Source organism: Algoriphagus machipongonensis, assembly GCF_000166275.1.
GTDB classification, from domain to species: domain Bacteria; phylum Bacteroidota; class Bacteroidia; order Cytophagales; family Cyclobacteriaceae; genus Algoriphagus; species Algoriphagus machipongonensis.
The window spans coordinates 3579556-3596874 of sequence record NZ_CM001023.1; the positions used below are offsets into that span (position 1 = coordinate 3579556).

Below are 17319 nucleotides of genomic sequence, written 5' to 3' on the forward strand. Positions count from 1 at the left end.
ACCACACCCTTGATCTACCCAAAATGAAATCATCTTTCCGAATTCTCACATTCTTTATCATTAGTTTGAGTTTTTCCTGTTCAAAACCTGACTCCGTCATTGGAACATCAGAAATCACCAAATGGCCTAATGGTAAAACAGGAGCAGTTTCTATCACATTTGATGATGGAATAATCAATCAGTTAACCATTGCAAAGCCTATTCTTGATAGTTTGGCATTACCTGCCACCTTTTATATCATCACAGGGAAAGTAGAAGGTTCTGGGAAAGGGAAGTTTATCGGGAGAAGTCCTGAGGAAATCATCCAAGAAACTCAAATCACCCCTACCGATTCAAATAGTTTCTTTGAAAGAGCCTCACTTATTGCCTTCACAGGAACTACCGAGGCAGAGGATTATCATGCCAGAGTCGGCTCTTTGTATGAATCTGGTAAAAAAGACGAAGCTTACAAATTACTAGATGAAGGATATGAGAAAATAAGGAACGGAAAAATGATTAACACCGGCGAGGTGATATTTCATAATAATGTAGAAGACACAACTACTTGGGAGCAATACAAGCTCTATTCATCTCAAGGTCATGAAATAGCATCACATACGGTGACCCACCCAAGGTTAGCTGTGCTAGATGAGAAAAACATGCTTTATGAATTGGAGCAAAGCAAAGCGGACCTATTAAAATTTATTGGTGAAGAGTCAATTTTCTCGGCCGAAGGTCCCTATGGAACGGAAAATGAGCGGGTCATGGAATATGCTCATGAGATTTATCCTGCTTTACGTAACAGAATGCCAGAAGATTGGCTAGAAGAAATTAACCGTGGAAGTGATGCTAATCCAGGGGAATCAAACCGAGAGTATGTTCAATGGCAGAGAGGTCCTCAAACACGGCATTCTATTGAGGAAATGAAAAGCTGGGTAGACACGGTAATGAACCGTGATAATATTTGGCTGGTATTAGTGATTCATGGAGTTGAAAACTTAGGTTGGGAACCCAAAACCAAAGAGGAATTAACCCAGTATTTCTCCTATATGAAAGCTAAGGAAAACGACTTATGGATAGAAACTTTTAGAGATGTTACCAAATTCATTCGTGCTAGGCAAAACAGCCAAGTAAAAAGCAGCATGGAAGATGGAACTATATCTATTTCTTTAGAATCTGAATTGGATCCATCGGTTTATTCAGTCCCCTTAACCGTTAAAACCTATATTCCAGAAAACTGGAAACAAGCAAAAAATAGTAATCAGGAATCTTTAGAAATAAAATCAGACTCGAAAGGAAGATATGTGATGTTTCCATTGAAATTATCAGAATCCTCGACATTTATTACCAATTAAAGGTTAATTAGTATTATTAGAAACGAAAATCAAACCAGTTATTTGAATGATTCAGAAGCTCACAGCTGTTTTTTTCCTTATGCTAATTTTTTGTCTTAACACATTTGCTCAAAAAAAGATAGAAGGAAAATTCTATCTAAAAACTCCAAAATCGATAATAGATCAATACCAAAAGTTTGAGTTCTCAAAAGATGGCACATTTCAATATGAGTCTGGTGGAGATTTGGGTCCTGAAACTTTTGGACATGGCAATTACCAACTTTCGAAAGAAAAATTGACACTTAATTACTCTCCCCATAAAGATTCAATTAGAAGTGAAATTTATACTAACTCTCTAGAAATCAAAACAGCACCTGATCTGGTGGAATTTCAATTTGAATTTTATGATTTGGAAAATAAAATGCCAATACCCGCAACAGTTTTTAAATTTTTTGAAGACAAATCGAAAAACAAATTTTTTCAATCAAACCAGAATGGAATTTGCAATTTAACTCTACCAAAAGGTGAAGAAAACCAGACATACACTATTTCATTTTTAGGATATGAGAAAATAGAATTAGACCTTAAAAATGACACTTCCAAAAAAGTAAAGGTTGGTTTAGCCTATAGTTTAGGAACTCAAATAATCGATAAATCAATCGAATATAGCTTAGAAAAAACTTCTAAAAACAGCATTGATTTTACTAGTGGAAGTAAGCTGGTTAGAATTAAGAACAAAAATTAAAGTGTGCTTTCCTCTGAATAGAATTAAATCCTCCCATTGATTCTTGAGAACCATTCAAAAATCACAACAATTCAAGGCCAGCACCTTTTACTTCGTATAAAATCATTATCAAATCATTCTGATTTTTAATATCTTATCTACCAAACAAAATAACCCTACCATGAAAGAACTTAAAAAAGAAGATATTAAACAGGAGGTATTTGATCTATATGATGCCTATGCTCATAACAAACTTGATCGAAGAACATTTGTAGAGAAATTATCTACCTATGCGGTAGGCGGAATTACAGTTGCCTCCCTTATGAGTGCCATGATGCCAAATTATGTTGACACCAAAACCATCCTACCAGATGATGAGCGATTGGAGTCAGAATACATCACGTATAATTCTCCAAAAGGTGGCGGAGAAATCAAAGGGCTTTTATCCACCCCAACGGGAATGAGCGGAAAAGTACCAGGCATTGTAGTGGTCCACGAAAACAGAGGATTGAACCCTTACATCGAGGATGTTGGGAAAAGATGTGCAGTTGCAGGATTTATTTCATTAGCTCCAGATGCTTTAACCCCTCTGGGAGGTTATCCTGGAAATGATGATGATGGTAGGGCAATGCAATCCAAAAGAGATAGAAATGAAATGTTGGAAGATTTTATCGCAGCATACGAAACCTTAAAAAACCATCCAAATTGCACAGGAGAAGTTGGGGTTGTAGGATTTTGTTTTGGAGGATGGATTTCCAATATGATGGCTGTAAGGATTCCAGATTTAGGAGCTGCGGTCCCATTTTATGGAGGTCAACCGTCGGCTGAGGAAACTGCTAAAATCAATGCACCTTTGATGCTTCAATATGCAGGTTTGGATGAGCGAGTTAATGCTGGCTGGCCAGCCTATGAAGAGGCTTTAAAAGCTAACAATGTGGAATATCAAGCTTATGTCTATCCAGATGTTAACCATGGATTTCATAATAATACCACATCGAGGTACGACGAAGCAGCAGCAACGTTAGCTTGGGAACGCACTATTAGCTTTTTCAAAGAACATCTGAAAGGATAACAGAAATAAAAAAGAGAGGTCTATAAGCCTCTCTTTTTTATTAATAGATCATTCCGATATAAATCAGGAAGGTGGCAATACCCATTGCTAAGCCTGCTATAAAAACATTATATGCATGTCTTAAAAGCTTGTATTTTTTACTCAGGACTTTGGCTTGGTAAAAAAGTGCAATTGACATTTGCTCTTGGATCTCATTTTTTGAAGGTAAAATTCTTTTAACCTCTGCCAAGTATTCCTCCATAGATAAGTCAGCACTTGTTCCAAAAAACAGAATACTCGATTTTGGAACCACGTGGTCGATGGTTTTCTTCCCCATGATTTTGGGTTTCGCAGACTGGACCGCTAAAATGGTAGACACAAAACAAGTAGCAAGCATCAATATTACTGGAAGCAATGTAAGAGGGTTTAAAACCTCAATTTGATGAGAAATTGTCCCATAGCCCATGATTGCCACGACAGAAGAAATCACCAATGCATTGATACTAATAATGATATTGGCTTTATTATCTGCAATCTGTAAAAGGTTGCAATTATTCTTAAAAGTTACTCTGAAAAATGTCTGATGTTCGCGATCAGCTTTTTCCTTTTTTATAGGTACAGGTTGTTCCATTGATATCATTTAAGATGATGGAATTTACATAAAAAATTAACAATAAATTTGGTAAAAAGAGCTTTCGGCAAAATCAATCTAGCAATCCTTTTAAACTAAACTTTAAAAAATAAAAGACCTTGATCTCTTAATATTTCCCACACTTCTGATTCTATCAACTCCTCAAAGTCACCCATTTCTTCTTCATAATTTTCTCTTATTACTTTCAAACGGTTAAGTTCCTGAACATAAGACACTTTCAACAACATCTTATAAACCCATTCTCCAAATTGCACCGGTAACTCCATTGCAAAATCTTCCTTTTTTCCTGAAAAGATCAACTCACAAATATCGTCTTCCTCATAAATAACCATCTCAGGCTCAGCCCCAATCCACAATATCCTATGTTGGTCTTGGTATGAAAATTTCTTTTCTCCTGTCAATGCGTTTCCAATAAACTGAGGTGAAATGCTAGTCTTTGGAACATCCACTTCAAACCAATCTTGATGCGGGATATCAAAACCTACCCCATGCATATAATTGAAAAGAGACTTTCTAAGGCCCTCCGAAAACTCAGCATGGTCCGTCCCTACAGGATCTTCAAAAGGAAGCTCGTTATTAGCAAAAGACCCTTGGCCTTCTCCTACTCTTTGCACTCGAAAAAATTCAGGATCCAAACCAACCGGACTATGTGCTGTCATCGCAAAACGATGCCAAAAAGCCGACTGTAATACTCCTACTTCAAAAAGCTGTCTAACCATTTCCATTGAATCAATAGTTTCTTGGGAAGTTTGAGTAGGAAATCCGTACATCAAATAAGCGTGCACCATTATCCCGGCCTGACTGAAATGATTGCAAACTTGGGAAACCTGACTAACGGTCACCCCTTTCTTGATTAAAGACAATAACCTATCTGAGGCCACCTCTAAGCCACCCGACACCGCAATGCAACCAGAAGCTCTCAAGAGACGACAAAGGTCTTTAGAGAAACTAATTTCAAAACGAATATTTGTCCACCAAACTACAGAGAGTCCTCGTCTCAATATTTCTATTGCCACGTCGCGCATTAAAGCTGGAGGAGCGGCCTCATCCACAAAATGAAATCCGTTTTCACCTGTTTGCTCCATGATAGTTTCGATTCTATCACAAATAATAGAAGCTGTAATCGGCTCATATCGTGCGATGTAATCCAAGGAGATATCACAAAAAGTACATTTTCCCCAGTAGCACCCATGGGCTAATGTCAGCTTGTTCCACCGCCCATCACTCCATAGACGATGCATGGGGTTCGCTACTTCAATCACAGATAAATAATCTTTCAAATGTAAGCCTTCATAATCTGGAGTGCCCACATCCCGCTGAGAGACATCCTTTTGACTCGAATTCGTATTAAATCTAACTTCTCCATCCTCCCTATAGAATGTTCTTTTCAAATTTTCCAGGGATGACTGCCCTCTCAAATATTCTAAAAGAATACGGATGGGAGCTTCCCCATCATCCAATGTGATATAATCGATGTAATTAAAAATCCGCGGATCTTTTAAGGTTCTCAACTCGGTATTTGGATAGCCTCCACCCATAATTATAGGTAACTCCGGAAACATCTCTTTTAGGTATTGCCCACACTTTAAGGCTCCGTATAAATTCCCTGGGAAAGGCACCGAAAAAGCTACCACAGTTGGCATCACTTCCAGCATTTTGTCAGAAAGAAGGCTGATCATCATTTTATCAATGAGTCCATTTTCTCCCTGTAAAGCTTGATCCAACTCATCAAATTCATTTGCAGATAAACCCAACTGTTCGGCATATCTGCTAAAGCCAAAATTGGGGTCAATCACTTCAGTTATCAGATCTCCAATATCCTCTAGATAGTGTGTTGAAAAATAGCGGGCTTTATCTCGTACTCCCAAAGTACCAAAAGCCCAATCAAGATCATCTAACTGCTCAAACCTACTCGCTTCAGGTAAGAAATCACCCTCAGAGATTCTATAGGCAAGTGTTGGGTTTTTATCCTGTAGAAAAGCAATGACAGAATCAATGGTCTGTAAATAACTGGATTTAAGCCTATAAATTCTTGCAGCATTCTCTGAGAGTTCGAAATCATTTTGCTCTATTTCATCGAAAACAGAAGTTAAGCCCTGCTTAGAGAATAGTTCTAATATCAGTTCAATCCCAAGGTCCATCTGGGCAGAGTCTACACTAATCGTATTCAGGTAGCCTTTTAAATAAGCCGTCGCAGGGTAAGGCGTGTTTAGCTGAGTAAAAGGAGGCGTTATTAAAAGAACTTTTTGAGACACAGTAAATGAATTGAATACTTGCCCAATTTCGTAAAGAATCCCGACTCCATTGCCAGTCTTTTAAAGATTTAACCAAAGTACCATCAGCAAATCCGTTTATCGGCTTAATATTTGGTAGATTTAATTGTCACAAATTTTTAATCATGCGAGACAACAAATTCAACATTGCCGTATTAATTGACGGCGACAACGCCTCAGCCAAGTTAATCAAGGAGATTTTAGAGGAAGTTTCAAAATATGGAAAAGCCACGATTCGTAGAATTTATGGTGACTGGACTACTCCCCAAATGAATAGCTGGAAAGAAATGATCAATCTTCATTCTTTCAGTCCTATTCAGAAGTTTTCCTACACTACTGGTAAAAACTCAACAGACAGTTCATTGATCATCGATGCTATGGACATTTTACATAGTAGTAGCGTGGATGGATTCTGCATCGTATCAAGCGACTCTGATTATACAGGTTTGGCCAAAAGAATTCGTGAGGAAGGCATGTTTGTCATGGGTATAGGGAGAAGGATTACTCCAAAAGCTTTTGTACAATCTTGTGAGATTTTCACTTTCGCTGAAAACCTCGGACCCGATACGGATGAAGAAAAATCAACGGAAACAAAAGCAGAAAAGCCAAGCTCAGGCAATACCAAATCTGGAGCGAGCAAATCAGATTCTTCTAAAAAAGAATCGCCTAAACTGGATCTAAACTTGATAAATAAAGCTTTTGAGATCTCTTCCGATGAAGAGGATGAAATTCATATTGCTAAAATCGGGGCTTCCTTAAGAAAAATCGACCCCTCATTTGACCCTAGATCTTATGGCTTCAGGAATTTAACTGAGCTATTTAGGAGTCTGAAAAAATATCAAGTGATCAAGAATGAGGTTAACGGACTGAATTATCCCCTAGTTAAATTGAAATAATTTCATTTAAATCATGGAAGGTGCTGCTTCAATTATTCTATTATATCAGAACTTCCATGACTTCTCTTCTAAAATGAGTCCTTCTCAAAGAATTATCAATTCTTTATCTATCCCCAATTATACCGGACGATTTGCTTTTAAGTCATTTTAAAAGGTCAAGAGAGCATAGGTTCGATTTTCTTCATTCCCAACAAAAACCTGTATGTTTTTATTGGGACATATTGATATACTGAAAAAAAAGGCTGTCTCATAAATCTGTTTTTTGTCGAACTGAGCCTCCACGATGAGTTTTGGTATAGAAGGCTTGATATAGCAATCAATCCACTTCTCGTATCGCGCAATATGACAAAATGCATTATTGAGACAGCCTCTTTACATTGGTTTGGAAATAATTATTTACTCTCTTTAATATAGCCCCATCCTGCCTGCTGCTTCATGATGATTTCTAAAATTCCATCGGGAACAGTTTCTACACCAGGAATAAGGTTGGACATTTCTAACTTATGTCGATTGAGTGTCATTTCACACACTTTAAAGGACACATTGTTTTTGGAAGCCAGCATTTCAAGCTCTTTTTGAACTGATGATTTATACTTTACGACCATATCTATCGATCCACTATAAATGACCATTTCAAATTCTGATTCGGGATATTGGTTGGACATCATAGTTATATGACGCATGGCAGATTGATGTACGCTTGGGTCGGCACTTGTTACATCAAAAACAATTTTCACGGGTCTCTCCTGGGATTTTGCTGTCCCAAAAACCGCCATGAGGAGGAATATTATTAAGACTTTTTTCATTGCTGATAATTTTATCCTCCTGCAAAAATATATCCGCAACCATGTTCCTGAGCTCTTCCAAGAGCCCAAACTCCTGATGGAACAATTTGAATACCTGGCAATACTCCATCTTTAAATTCCTGATATACATCTTCCATTTTTAGATTCATGGCTCCAGCTATTTGCCCACTATACACCTGCATAGCCAAATCACAAACACAAAACATGGCACCTCTATCTAGCAAGCCTTTTATACCTTGAATTTGAGCCATAGGGAAATCCCCCGGCTTTGGATCATAATACGGGTTTCTAAGAGCTGGAGCATTTGTAGCATTATCATTCACCTTAAATACTTCCCCCAACTTGTACTTCGCCCAAATTGCATCATCAAATGCAAATGGAATAGCCCCGTGCCTCAACACAGAAATTGCTGTAATATCTGAGTCCTCGCTCCCTGTTTGATTATTAGTCAAATAAAAAGCCCAGTTCCAAATAATGGCAAATCCGTTATAAGGTTCTGCACCATCATATACTATCCGATGAGAACCTTTGATTTTTTTAAGCCATTCTTCGGCCTCATGCATGGATTTCTTACTTTCTCCTGCCTCTTTACCTATAGCAGGATTAAGAATCCCTGAAATCCCCCCGATAGCTGAACTTAAAGCTATTTTACCAAGAAAATTTCTTCTAGAATTACTATTTATATCGTTCATGGAAATAAAAATTTTATGGTTTAAAAATATTGTCTTACTCGAAAAACATGGTATTTAAATTAGTTAATTAAACTAACAATGTCAATTAATACACTGCTTTTCAGATATTTACTAAAAAATCATATTTCTAAATAATTCAGCAATAAAACACCTTAACCCTTAGATAAACACTAAAAATAATCCTATTTAAAAAATACAATCAGAGTAATAATTTTACAAAATCACATTGAATATTGATTTCGATTTGAGCTAAAAACAAAAAAAATCACTTTTTTCTCGTTACCCATTACCACTTTAGGAAAGTTTTGTCGCCTATAGAATTACAACCAAAATTCTATACGCCATGAAATTATTATTTTCATCTAGACTATGGGCTTTTTTTAGCTTTGCCCTACTTCTTTTTATCTTTTCTTCCTGTGATATCGGAAACAAAGAGGACCCCATTAAAGTCTCTCCAGATGCCGCAACCATAGGAGATTACATCAGAACCTTAGGAGATGACTCAAAAGGTTTATTAAATACCCAAAATATTTCTGGTGCCTCACAGAGGACTCAAGTTAATAGCCGAACCTCCAGTTCAGGTTTCAGTGGTGGTTATACGGAATGTAAAACCGTTACTTATGACTTAAAAAATAACTTTGAGAACATCGCCATTCTAAGACCTACCAACGGAATCATCTATCCAGGTGCCTTGGTAATTGCTGACAAGGAAACCCTGGGAGGCCTTCCGACTCCGGCTGGTGTGGACCGAGCACCTGTCTCATTAAGGCTTGATTTGCCTGGGATTGGTGAAAACGGAAATATCATCGTGGATAATCCAAGCAATACGACTGTTCAACCAAAAATTGATGAGGCTTTAGAATGGTGGAATGCCAATGCCTATCAAGATGGCTATGTTAATGCGGCAAACTCAAGCTATTCTGCCAGTACTTCTTACAGCTCCAGACAACTTAGCATGGATGTAGGACTAAATGTGGAATGGGCTAGAGGCGACGTTTCAGCTCAATTCAACTATGAGTCAACAAAGACTGAAAGAGTAGCCATGATGGTATTTAAGCAGGTATTTTATTCAATAACAATGAATGAACCTTTCAGTCCGGGGGAAGTTTTTGGACCAAATACTTCCTTAGAAGATGTAGAGCTTAAGTTTAGTGCCTCTGCTCCACCTGCCTATGTACAAGCTGTCAACTACGGTAGGATTATCATGTTTAGAATGATATCCACCACAGAAGCTACAGATGTCCAATTGGAAGGTGCTTTAAATTACGCGACCGGACTTACTTCAAACATTTCTGCAGAATTAGAAGCGACCTACAAAAACATATTGAACAACTCCTCCATCACAGTTGTGACAATTGGTGGAAATGCTTCAGTGGCCTCAAAGGCGGTAGAAGCAACAAGTTTTGGAGATTTGAATGAGATTATCACTGGTGAGAATGCCGTATACACCAGAAACAATCCAGGAGTACCGATTTCATATAAACTAACTTACCTGAAAGACAATAGCACTGCTAAACTGGGTTACACAACAGAGTATGAGGTAGAAACCTGTCAAGACTATCAGTACCCTTCCAAACCTGTTTCATTAAACAATAAAAATGGCTTTTTAGGACCAACAGTAAGGTTTACAATCGCCTACAAACAAAGAGTCAATGGAATTGAATATAACAAGTCCATTGGAAGTGGATCTATAAAAACTAATACCAAAGCAGTTAAAACAATACCTGCAGGAGCTTATGGAATCCGGGTGACTATTGAGGTTTTAGACGGATTTAAATGGAAGTTCCTAAGTGATAAAACCTATAGTAAACCAACCCAAGTTTGCTTACAGACTACCACCAATACTTTAAAGACGAAGATATACCTGAATGAAATCTCCTGTTAGGTTTCCCTCAGTCAAGGGTATTCTAGATTGATTCTCTTGCCGCCAAAAGGGAAGATTGAATAGACGAAATCTCTTTTTCGGAAGGCTCAGAATTCTTTTGAAAGTTTTCTAAGGCCAGTTCTAAAAATTCTATGGCGGTAGAATAATCCCCAATAGCTAACATGCACTCTCCAAGTGCTTGTTGGCTTTGGGCTATTTGTGGGTGACCATTTGGATAGGCTGCTTCTCTTATCTTAAGAGCTTCAAGGAAGTACTCCTTCGCCAAGGCATAGTTTTTTTCTTTCATTTTCACTTTCCCCAATCCATTCAAAGGAGAAGCTAACCTAGGATCACCCTCCGGCAATATTTTTTGAAAATTTTCATGTGATATCTGATAATTTACTCCTGCCTTGGCATATTCACCCGCTTCAAATTGTGCATTTCCTAAGCTGCCAGTTAGCGCCCAATAATAATAGTGGCTTTTACCAACGAGGGAATCTGTGATTACCAAGGTCTTTTCATAGATGGGAAATGCATCTTTAGGCATACCCATTTTTACCAATGTTCTTGCATAATTCGCCATACTCGCCATAGTCTCCACATGAAATTCACCAAGAATTGATTTCCGTTGATCCAATGACTTTTCTATATAACCCAAAGCAATCGAATCTTTTTTCATGGACTGGTACAGACTACCTAAATGATTATAGGTATAGGCGATTTCCAAATGCGGCTCCTCAAAAAGCTCTTTTTTCATTTCTAAGGCTTCCAACAAGTATTTTTCCGCTTTGGCATAATCTCCTCTTTCCCTAGCATTTGCGCCTATCATATGTAGTTCAAACGCCAATTCTATATGAGGAGGATTAACATGCTTATTACTTATATTAAATGCTGCTTGGTAAACAGAATCAGCCCTATCAAATTCGCCATAATCATAGAGAACATTCCCCAATTCAACCAATGCATTTGACAAAAACATACTTTCTTGATCTCCTACCTCTTTTAGCCTTTGTATAGCTTTTTCAGAATAAAATTTAGAGGAATCATAGCCCCCTTTAAGGTAATACATGGCTGCCATTTGAGACTCATTATCAGACAAGGTTTCTGTAGTCACATCCTCAAGCCCCAGATTGATTTGATAGGCTTTCTTCGTAAGCTCCTCTCCTTTTTCATAGTCTCCTAAGTTCAAAAATATAGGGGCAAGTCTAGAAATCATCGAGGCATATAAATATGGCTCATCACCTAAATTTTTTTCTAGGTTCTCATAGCCTTGATTTAATAACTGGATGGCAGTAATCGTATCTGCTCCACCAACATTTGGGTCTGCAGCCATAAAAACATCAGAAAGTAGATCTGTAATTTGATTTGCTCTCCTCGCCTCAGATTGGGCTAAATTCCGCTCTTGACTCAGCCTTACCGTGTAAAAAATACCACTTCCCACTAAAATTAATATTGCGATAGAGATTGACATGACTGCGGCTCTATTCCGCTTTAAATACTTTTTTCCTGAATAGGCTAAAGTCCTAGGTCGAACAGAAACTGGATAATCATTGAGAAATAATTGCAAATCCCTCATCATTAGCTCTACCGACTGATATCTATCTTCAGGCTTTAGTTTTGTTGCCTTTTCATAAATAGCTTCTAAATCAGTCAAGAAAGCCTGCCTTGGCAATTCCTCGATTTTAAAACTTGGGCTATCGCCCAATAGGATCGATTCTTTGAGTTTGGTAGGCTCTTTGAAAAATTCCTGATAGGGATGAGCTCCAAATAGAATTTCATAAAAGATAATTCCTAGTGAATAAACATCTGAAACAGTTCCTGCATTTGTTCTCTGAACCTGCTCAGGAGATGCATAGGCCAAAGTAAAACTTCCTGCCGCCTCCTCGCTATCTTCCAAAATCTTGGACACCCCAAAATCCAATAATTTCACCTGACCTTCCTCATTGACGATGATATTTTGAGGCTTTAGATCTAAATGAACTATTAATGATTGATGGGCATATTGAACTGCTTTGCAAACCTGAAGAAACAATTCCAGCTTTTGAATTAAACTAGCATTCTTTTTTTTAATGTAATCAGACAGGTAATCTCCTGACACATATTCCATGGTAAAAAAAGGACGATTCGTCTCCGAGTATCCTCCGTCATATAATCTAGCAATATTGGGATGATTTAATTTAGCCAGGATCTGACGCTCTCTTTGAAAAACCTCCTGCATTGCAGGGTTTAAAATCAAAGGCTTTAATAACTTAATCGCTACTGTTTGGTCAAATTGCCCGTCATTTCTTTCAGCTAAGAAAACTGTCCCCATAGCGCCACTACCAATAATTTTTTTCAGCTGAAATGACCCTACATTTTCTCCCAAAAGGCTTTCTTCATCATCTAGTTTGTCAAAAATATTTTTGGGAGATTCTGCAAAAATGTGATGACTTTTTTCATCTGATGCCAGCAAATCCATTAAAAGATCATGGAGTTCACTATCCTCTTCCTTAATTGTAAAAAGGATTCTCTGTTTTTCCACCTCTGAAACTTCAGTCAGTTTATGAAAAAGGTTTTCAACTTGACCCCATTTTCCATTCCGCATGATTCTAAAAAATTTAATTCTTTAATTCTTTGCTCAACCAAGCCTTTGCTAATCTCCAATCTCTACGAACTGTGTCGATTGAAACCCCCATCATTTGAGCAATTTCTTCATGTTTATATCCTCCGAAAAAATGAAACTCCACCACTCTACAATGTCTATGATTGATGGCTTTTAACCTTGTCAAGGCCTCATTTAAATGTAAGACCTCCTCTGGTGTAGTTACGACAGGATTTGAAATCGCCCCATAGGTCAATTGAATCTGATCTCCTCCCCTTTTCACTCGTTGTTTTTGCCTTGCATAATCAACCAGAAACCTCCTCATTACAATCGCTGCAATCGCCAAAAAATGATTCTTATCCTGAAACCCATTTTCATGTTTATCCATTTTTAGATAGGCTTCATGAACCAAGGCAGAAGTATCTAAAGTATTTGAATTATATTCAAACCTCAGTCTATGATGAGCAAGTTGACTTAACTCCTCATAGCAAGATAAAAATTGATTTTTGATCAAAGAATACTGACTAGTACTAGAATTGTAAGCTGGAGAATACATTTTGAACTACAAAATAATGTGTCTGTAAAAGAAAAATACAGCTCTAAAATAAGCCTATTGTCCAAAAACACCTAATGTAACTCAATTATTATTAAGCGATTAGATAAAAATGCAAGGGAAATTATTGAATAAAGGTCCCTTAGATGCTTCTTCCATTTTACTTTACTATTTTCATAATTCCATTGTTCACCCTCAAGAGATGAAATACACTTACCTAATTATTGCCCTCTTTCTTAGTTTCAAAAGTTATTCACAAGCTCTAGACCAAACTTTGCTTAGTCAGCTCACTGACAAAAACTGGCAGCACGGAATCAGTCTTCTTCAAGAAATCGTAAGCATCCCAAATGATGCTTTCTACCCAGAACAAGCCGAATTAAATATCAAATGGTCTGAGGAGCAATTTAAAAAGCGAGATTGGTCTACTCAAAGGCTAGAGACGGGTGGCATACCTCTTTTACTCGTAGAAAAGTCATCTCTTGGAGCCACAAAAACCATTTTGTTTTATTTCCATATGGATGGGCAAGCAGTAGATAGAAGCTTATGGGATCAAGAGGATCCTTACACGCCTGAATTAAAGGAGCAAGATGCTCAGGGAAATTGGGTTACCATTTCTAAAGACAGATTAAAATCTGAATATAATCCTGATTGGAGAATTTTTGCAAGATCCGCATCAGATGACAAAGGTCCCCTCGCTATGTTTTTGACAGGTATGGATGCTTTAGAAGATGAAGGAATTTCCCCTGATTTTAACATAAAAGTGATTTTGGATTTTGAGGAAGAAAAGGGGTCCCCAAAGCTTCCGGAAGCTGTAAAAAAATACAAATCCTTATTGGCATCTGACATGATGCTGATCATGGATGGTCCTCGTCATACCAGCAATGAGCCCACTTTAAGCTATGGCGCAAGAGGCATAGCAGATTTGACCCTCACTACCTATGGACCGAGGGTACCGCAGCATAGCGGACATTATGGTAATTACGCTCCAAATCCAGCATTGCTATTATCCCAGCTCTTGGCTTCTATGAAAGATGCAAATGGAAGGGTAATTATCCCAGGCTATTATGATGGCATAAATCTAACTCAAACTGAAAAGGAGATTTTATCAAAAGTGCCAGATGATGAAAATTCAATTCAGCAAAAACTAGGCATTGGAAGAACTGATCAAGTGGGTAAGACTTATCAAGAAAGTATTCAATATCCCTCACTGAATATCAGAGGTTTGGAATCTGCATGGGTCGGCAGCGAAGCACGAACAATCGTACCTGCCACTGCCATTGCAGAAATTGATGTAAGACTTGTTCCTGAATCAGACCCAGAGAGGCTGTTTGGATTGATCAAAAACCATATCGAAGATCAAGGTTTTCATATTGTTGCTCAAGATCCAACAGATGAAGAAAGAATGAAGTATCCTAAAATTGTAAAAGTAGATTTTATTATCTCTTATCAGGCATTTAGGACTCCCATGGACTCTGATGCAGGAAAATGGCTAAGAGCTTCCATGAATAGAGCTTTTGGAAAAGAACCTGTACAGATACGAATATCAGGTGGATCCATTCCTATTTCCCCGTTTGTAGATGCTTTAGGCATCCCAGCAGTGACCATCCCTACAGTCAATGCAGATAATAACCAACATAGTCCAAATGAGAACATCCGCTTAGGGAATTACAAAGACGGAATTATTACTGTCATGTCTATTCTCACTCAAACGACTCAAAATGCTTTAGAATTTAAATAAAATATAGATATTCATAGATTAATTGTTACTAAACAGCCTTTACTCTGATTATGAAAACCTTTAAAACCGCCCATTTATTTTTTCTTTTAATAGGAATACCCTTCTGCCTACGTGCACAGGTCAACCAAAATTCATTGGCTGAACAAAACATTAACCCTCACAATGAGCGTTTTGAGCAAACTAGTAATACTTATTATCAACAACTTGTACAGAAAAATCATTTTGAAGGTGAAAAAAGCCTTTCTGATACAATTCCTGCAGATCAAGGAATAATCGTAGAAGATGGATATATCGAAAAATTTGATAATTATCTGATTGGAAGAATCACCACTATAAATGATAATGAGCGTTTTTCTGTCACCTCAAATAACAGTACTACTAAGATCTACCCAAATGGGAATTTAAGGCTCTTATTAAACTTGAATTATAGGTTTCTCTCATTTAACATCAATATCATTCCTCAATTTAATACTAGTAATAATGATGATTTTGAAAAAGGAAAAACCACGGGAGTTGGCTTTTCGACAGGTTTGAATTTCAAGCATTGGTTCCAGCAGCTAGAATACACAAGAACCACTGGATATTATTTAGAAAACACCGGGGATTTTGATCCTGCCTGGCAAGAGGGAGATCCTTATATTCAATTTCCTGAACTCCACTACAGAAGCGTCAGCGGAGTAACAGGCTATAGTTTTAATGAGAAATTTTCCACCAAAGCATTGATGACGAGCACAGAACGCCAATTAAAAAGCGTAGGCTCATTCATTCCAACACTAGCTTATAGATATTACATTGTAGACAATAGAGAAGAGCTAACGGCAACGAACAGCACCCAGAAAAGTAAAAATTTTGAAATTTTGGCCAATGCTGGATACTATTACACCTATGTCTTAAATAAGGAATTTTACATTTCAGGAGGAGGAGCCCTTGGATATGGTTTATTAGCCTCTAAAATCACCACCAGATCAATGAATGATCGCATCAATAGCAACCAAACGAATGGGGTTTTTAAATGGGATGCTAGAGGAGGAATTGGTTACAATGGTGAAAGGTTTTTTTCCGGTTTTTATGTTACCGCAGAAAACAGAAGGTATAGGCAAGCAAATACGTCTGTAATCAATGAAAACTGGCGTGTTTTCATGCAATTGCATGTGGGCTATCGATTCAATGCTCCTGAAAAACTTCGCAAAACGGTGGAATCAATTCCGATTATCAATTAACCAATCGCGTTGTTTTTTTCCTTAAAGCTGTATAAAAAAGGTGCTTTATGTGATCCTCCAGTATAAAGCTTATCATGGCGTTTCAAAATATCCAAACTCAGCATTTTACGTTGAAAATTTGCTCTATTCAGGCTTTCTCCCAAAATAGCCTCATAAACTTGTTGCAACTCTTTCATCGTAAACTTTTCAGGTAATAGATTAAAGCTCAAAAGTTTATGATCCAAATGAATCCTTAAATGCTCTAAGGCTTTATCTACAATTTCTCTGTGATCCATCATTAAATCAGGAAGGTCATCATAATCATACCATCCAATCGAATCCGACAACATATCAGGTTTTGGTGTCACATTTTCGTAATTGATTAATGCATAATACCCCACGGTAATAAACCTATCCAGCATCCAGTGAGAATCTAAAAAATGACCTTGTTTTTCAAGGATTTCACGCATCGTTTCTGAATCATGTCGATCTTTTGATCCAAAAGTTTGAAACTGTTGTAAGAAAATTTTATCCAATCCGGTTCTTTCTGAAAGCCCCCTCTTTACAGCATCATCCAAGCTTTCAACTACCTGCACGAATCCACCAGGCAAAGCAAACTTCTTTGTGTTATGATATTCTAAGATCAGAATTTTCAGTTTTTCTCCTGAAAATCCGAAAATTACAGAGTCATAAGAAAGATTTGGGATATACTCACCCTTAGGAAGGTCCATGATTTCAAATGGGAAAAACAGTTATTAGAATTGGATTTTCAAAAATAAGCAATTACTATTGTTTCGCAACGATACAATAAATAATCCATGGAAAACACTTTTAGCAATGATAACTTTAATGTTTTGCACTTACTTTTTCAGTAAGCGTAACGCTATTTTCAGCTAAAAGCTCAATGGATTATCATTCAAAACGAACAAAAGATGTATTTCGCGCTTGCAAAAGTTGATTCTGTAACGCTAAAAACT

Annotated in this window: 14 protein-coding genes; 7 read left to right on the forward strand and 7 right to left on the reverse strand. The window is 37.4% G+C overall.

Features of this window, described 5'->3' with window-relative positions; translation table 11 throughout:
- The first annotated feature begins 23 nt into the window (after positions 1–23).
- The 3 genes from ALPR1_RS15045 (at position 24) to ALPR1_RS15055 (ending at position 3109) form a co-directional block, all read left to right on the forward strand.
- Positions 24–1334 (forward strand): polysaccharide deacetylase family protein, encoded by a 1311-nt coding sequence (locus ALPR1_RS15045; protein WP_161599237.1) that lies wholly within the window; start codon positions 24–26, stop codon positions 1332–1334.
- 46 nt (positions 1335–1380) lie between these two features.
- A complete protein-coding gene (locus tag ALPR1_RS15050; RefSeq protein WP_008201952.1) occupies positions 1381–2058 on the forward strand; it encodes a hypothetical protein in 678 nt (225 codons plus the stop codon).
- Positions 2059–2218: 160 nt separating this feature from the next.
- Entirely contained in the window at positions 2219–3109 is an 891-nt protein-coding gene (locus ALPR1_RS15055; protein ID WP_008201958.1) for a dienelactone hydrolase family protein, read from the forward strand.
- Between the two features lie 40 nt (positions 3110–3149).
- Here ALPR1_RS15055 and ALPR1_RS15060 read toward each other — a convergent pair whose 3' ends face one another.
- A complete protein-coding gene (locus tag ALPR1_RS15060) occupies positions 3150–3719 on the reverse strand; it encodes a Pycsar system effector family protein (protein ID WP_008201959.1) in 570 nt (189 codons plus the stop codon).
- A 95-nt stretch (positions 3720–3814) separates the two neighbouring features.
- On the reverse strand, positions 3815–5995 hold the full coding sequence (locus tag ALPR1_RS15065; RefSeq protein WP_008201961.1) for a B12-binding domain-containing radical SAM protein: 2181 nt from the start codon (positions 5993–5995) through the stop codon (positions 3815–3817).
- A gap of 143 nt (positions 5996–6138) precedes the next feature.
- On the opposite strand from ALPR1_RS15065, the gene ALPR1_RS15070 reads away from it, so the two are divergent.
- Complete coding sequence (locus ALPR1_RS15070; RefSeq protein ID WP_008201962.1) at positions 6139–6909, forward strand: NYN domain-containing protein; 771 nt, start codon at positions 6139–6141, stop codon at positions 6907–6909.
- Positions 6910–7301: 392 nt separating this feature from the next.
- On the opposite strand, the gene ALPR1_RS15075 is transcribed toward ALPR1_RS15070, so the two are convergent.
- Together ALPR1_RS15075 and ALPR1_RS15080 are read right to left on the reverse strand one after the other, a co-directional pair.
- Positions 7302–7715: a DsrE family protein gene (locus tag ALPR1_RS15075; RefSeq protein WP_008201965.1), complete on the reverse strand. Its 414-nt coding sequence runs from the start codon at positions 7713–7715 to the stop codon at positions 7302–7304.
- An 11-nt stretch (positions 7716–7726) separates the two neighbouring features.
- A complete protein-coding gene (locus ALPR1_RS15080) occupies positions 7727–8407 on the reverse strand; it encodes a hypothetical protein (RefSeq protein WP_008201968.1) in 681 nt (226 codons plus the stop codon).
- Between the two features lie 343 nt (positions 8408–8750).
- Here ALPR1_RS15080 and ALPR1_RS15085 point away from each other — a divergent pair, with 343 nt between their 5' ends.
- On the forward strand, positions 8751–10292 hold the full coding sequence (locus ALPR1_RS15085) for a thiol-activated cytolysin family protein (RefSeq protein ID WP_008201970.1): 1542 nt from the start codon (positions 8751–8753) through the stop codon (positions 10290–10292).
- Between the two features lie 22 nt (positions 10293–10314).
- Here the strand turns inward: ALPR1_RS15085 and ALPR1_RS15090 are convergent, their stop codons facing one another.
- Positions 10315–12855: a serine/threonine-protein kinase gene (locus ALPR1_RS15090; RefSeq protein WP_008201972.1), complete on the reverse strand. Its 2541-nt coding sequence runs from the start codon at positions 12853–12855 to the stop codon at positions 10315–10317.
- Positions 12856–12868: 13 nt separating this feature from the next.
- The gene (locus ALPR1_RS15095) at positions 12869–13366 is read right to left on the reverse strand and encodes an ECF-type sigma factor (RefSeq protein WP_161599238.1); all 498 of its coding nucleotides are present in this window, start codon (positions 13364–13366) and stop codon (positions 12869–12871) included.
- A 151-nt stretch (positions 13367–13517) separates the two neighbouring features.
- Between ALPR1_RS15095 and ALPR1_RS15100 the strand changes: the two genes are divergently transcribed.
- Together ALPR1_RS15100 and ALPR1_RS15105 are read left to right on the forward strand one after the other, a co-directional pair.
- Positions 13518–15143, forward strand: coding sequence for a M20/M25/M40 family metallo-hydrolase (locus tag ALPR1_RS15100; protein ID WP_008201976.1), 1626 nt, complete (start codon positions 13518–13520; stop codon positions 15141–15143).
- A gap of 134 nt (positions 15144–15277) precedes the next feature.
- The gene (locus tag ALPR1_RS15105) at positions 15278–16363 is read left to right on the forward strand and encodes a DUF4421 domain-containing protein (RefSeq protein WP_008201978.1); all 1086 of its coding nucleotides are present in this window, start codon (positions 15278–15280) and stop codon (positions 16361–16363) included.
- Here ALPR1_RS15105 and ALPR1_RS15110 read toward each other — a convergent pair.
- Entirely contained in the window at positions 16360–17073 is a 714-nt protein-coding gene (locus tag ALPR1_RS15110) for an NUDIX hydrolase (RefSeq protein WP_008201979.1), read from the reverse strand. The two genes, ALPR1_RS15105 and ALPR1_RS15110, sit on opposite strands and share 4 nt — an antisense overlap.
- Between the last annotated feature and the right edge of the window lie 246 nt (positions 17074–17319).

Coding starts and splice junctions, on each gene's coding strand:
- ALPR1_RS15045 (WP_161599237.1), top strand. CDS start 24: ATGAAATCATCTTTCCGAATTCTCACATTCTTTATCATTAGTTTGAGT.
- ALPR1_RS15050 (WP_008201952.1), top strand. CDS start 1,381: ATGATTCAGAAGCTCACAGCTGTTTTTTTCCTTATGCTAATTTTTTGT.
- ALPR1_RS15055 (WP_008201958.1), top strand. CDS start 2,219: ATGAAAGAACTTAAAAAAGAAGATATTAAACAGGAGGTATTTGATCTA.
- ALPR1_RS15060 (WP_008201959.1), bottom strand. CDS start 3,719: ATGGAACAACCTGTACCTATAAAAAAGGAAAAAGCTGATCGCGAACAT.
- ALPR1_RS15070 (WP_008201962.1), top strand. CDS start 6,139: ATGCGAGACAACAAATTCAACATTGCCGTATTAATTGACGGCGACAAC.
- ALPR1_RS15075 (WP_008201965.1), bottom strand. CDS start 7,715: ATGAAAAAAGTCTTAATAATATTCCTCCTCATGGCGGTTTTTGGGACA.
- ALPR1_RS15080 (WP_008201968.1), bottom strand. CDS start 8,407: ATGAACGATATAAATAGTAATTCTAGAAGAAATTTTCTTGGTAAAATA.
- ALPR1_RS15085 (WP_008201970.1), top strand. CDS start 8,751: ATGAAATTATTATTTTCATCTAGACTATGGGCTTTTTTTAGCTTTGCC.
- ALPR1_RS15090 (WP_008201972.1), bottom strand. CDS start 12,855: ATGCGGAATGGAAAATGGGGTCAAGTTGAAAACCTTTTTCATAAACTG.
- ALPR1_RS15100 (WP_008201976.1), top strand. CDS start 13,518: ATGCAAGGGAAATTATTGAATAAAGGTCCCTTAGATGCTTCTTCCATT.
- ALPR1_RS15110 (WP_008201979.1), bottom strand. CDS start 17,073: ATGGACCTTCCTAAGGGTGAGTATATCCCAAATCTTTCTTATGACTCT.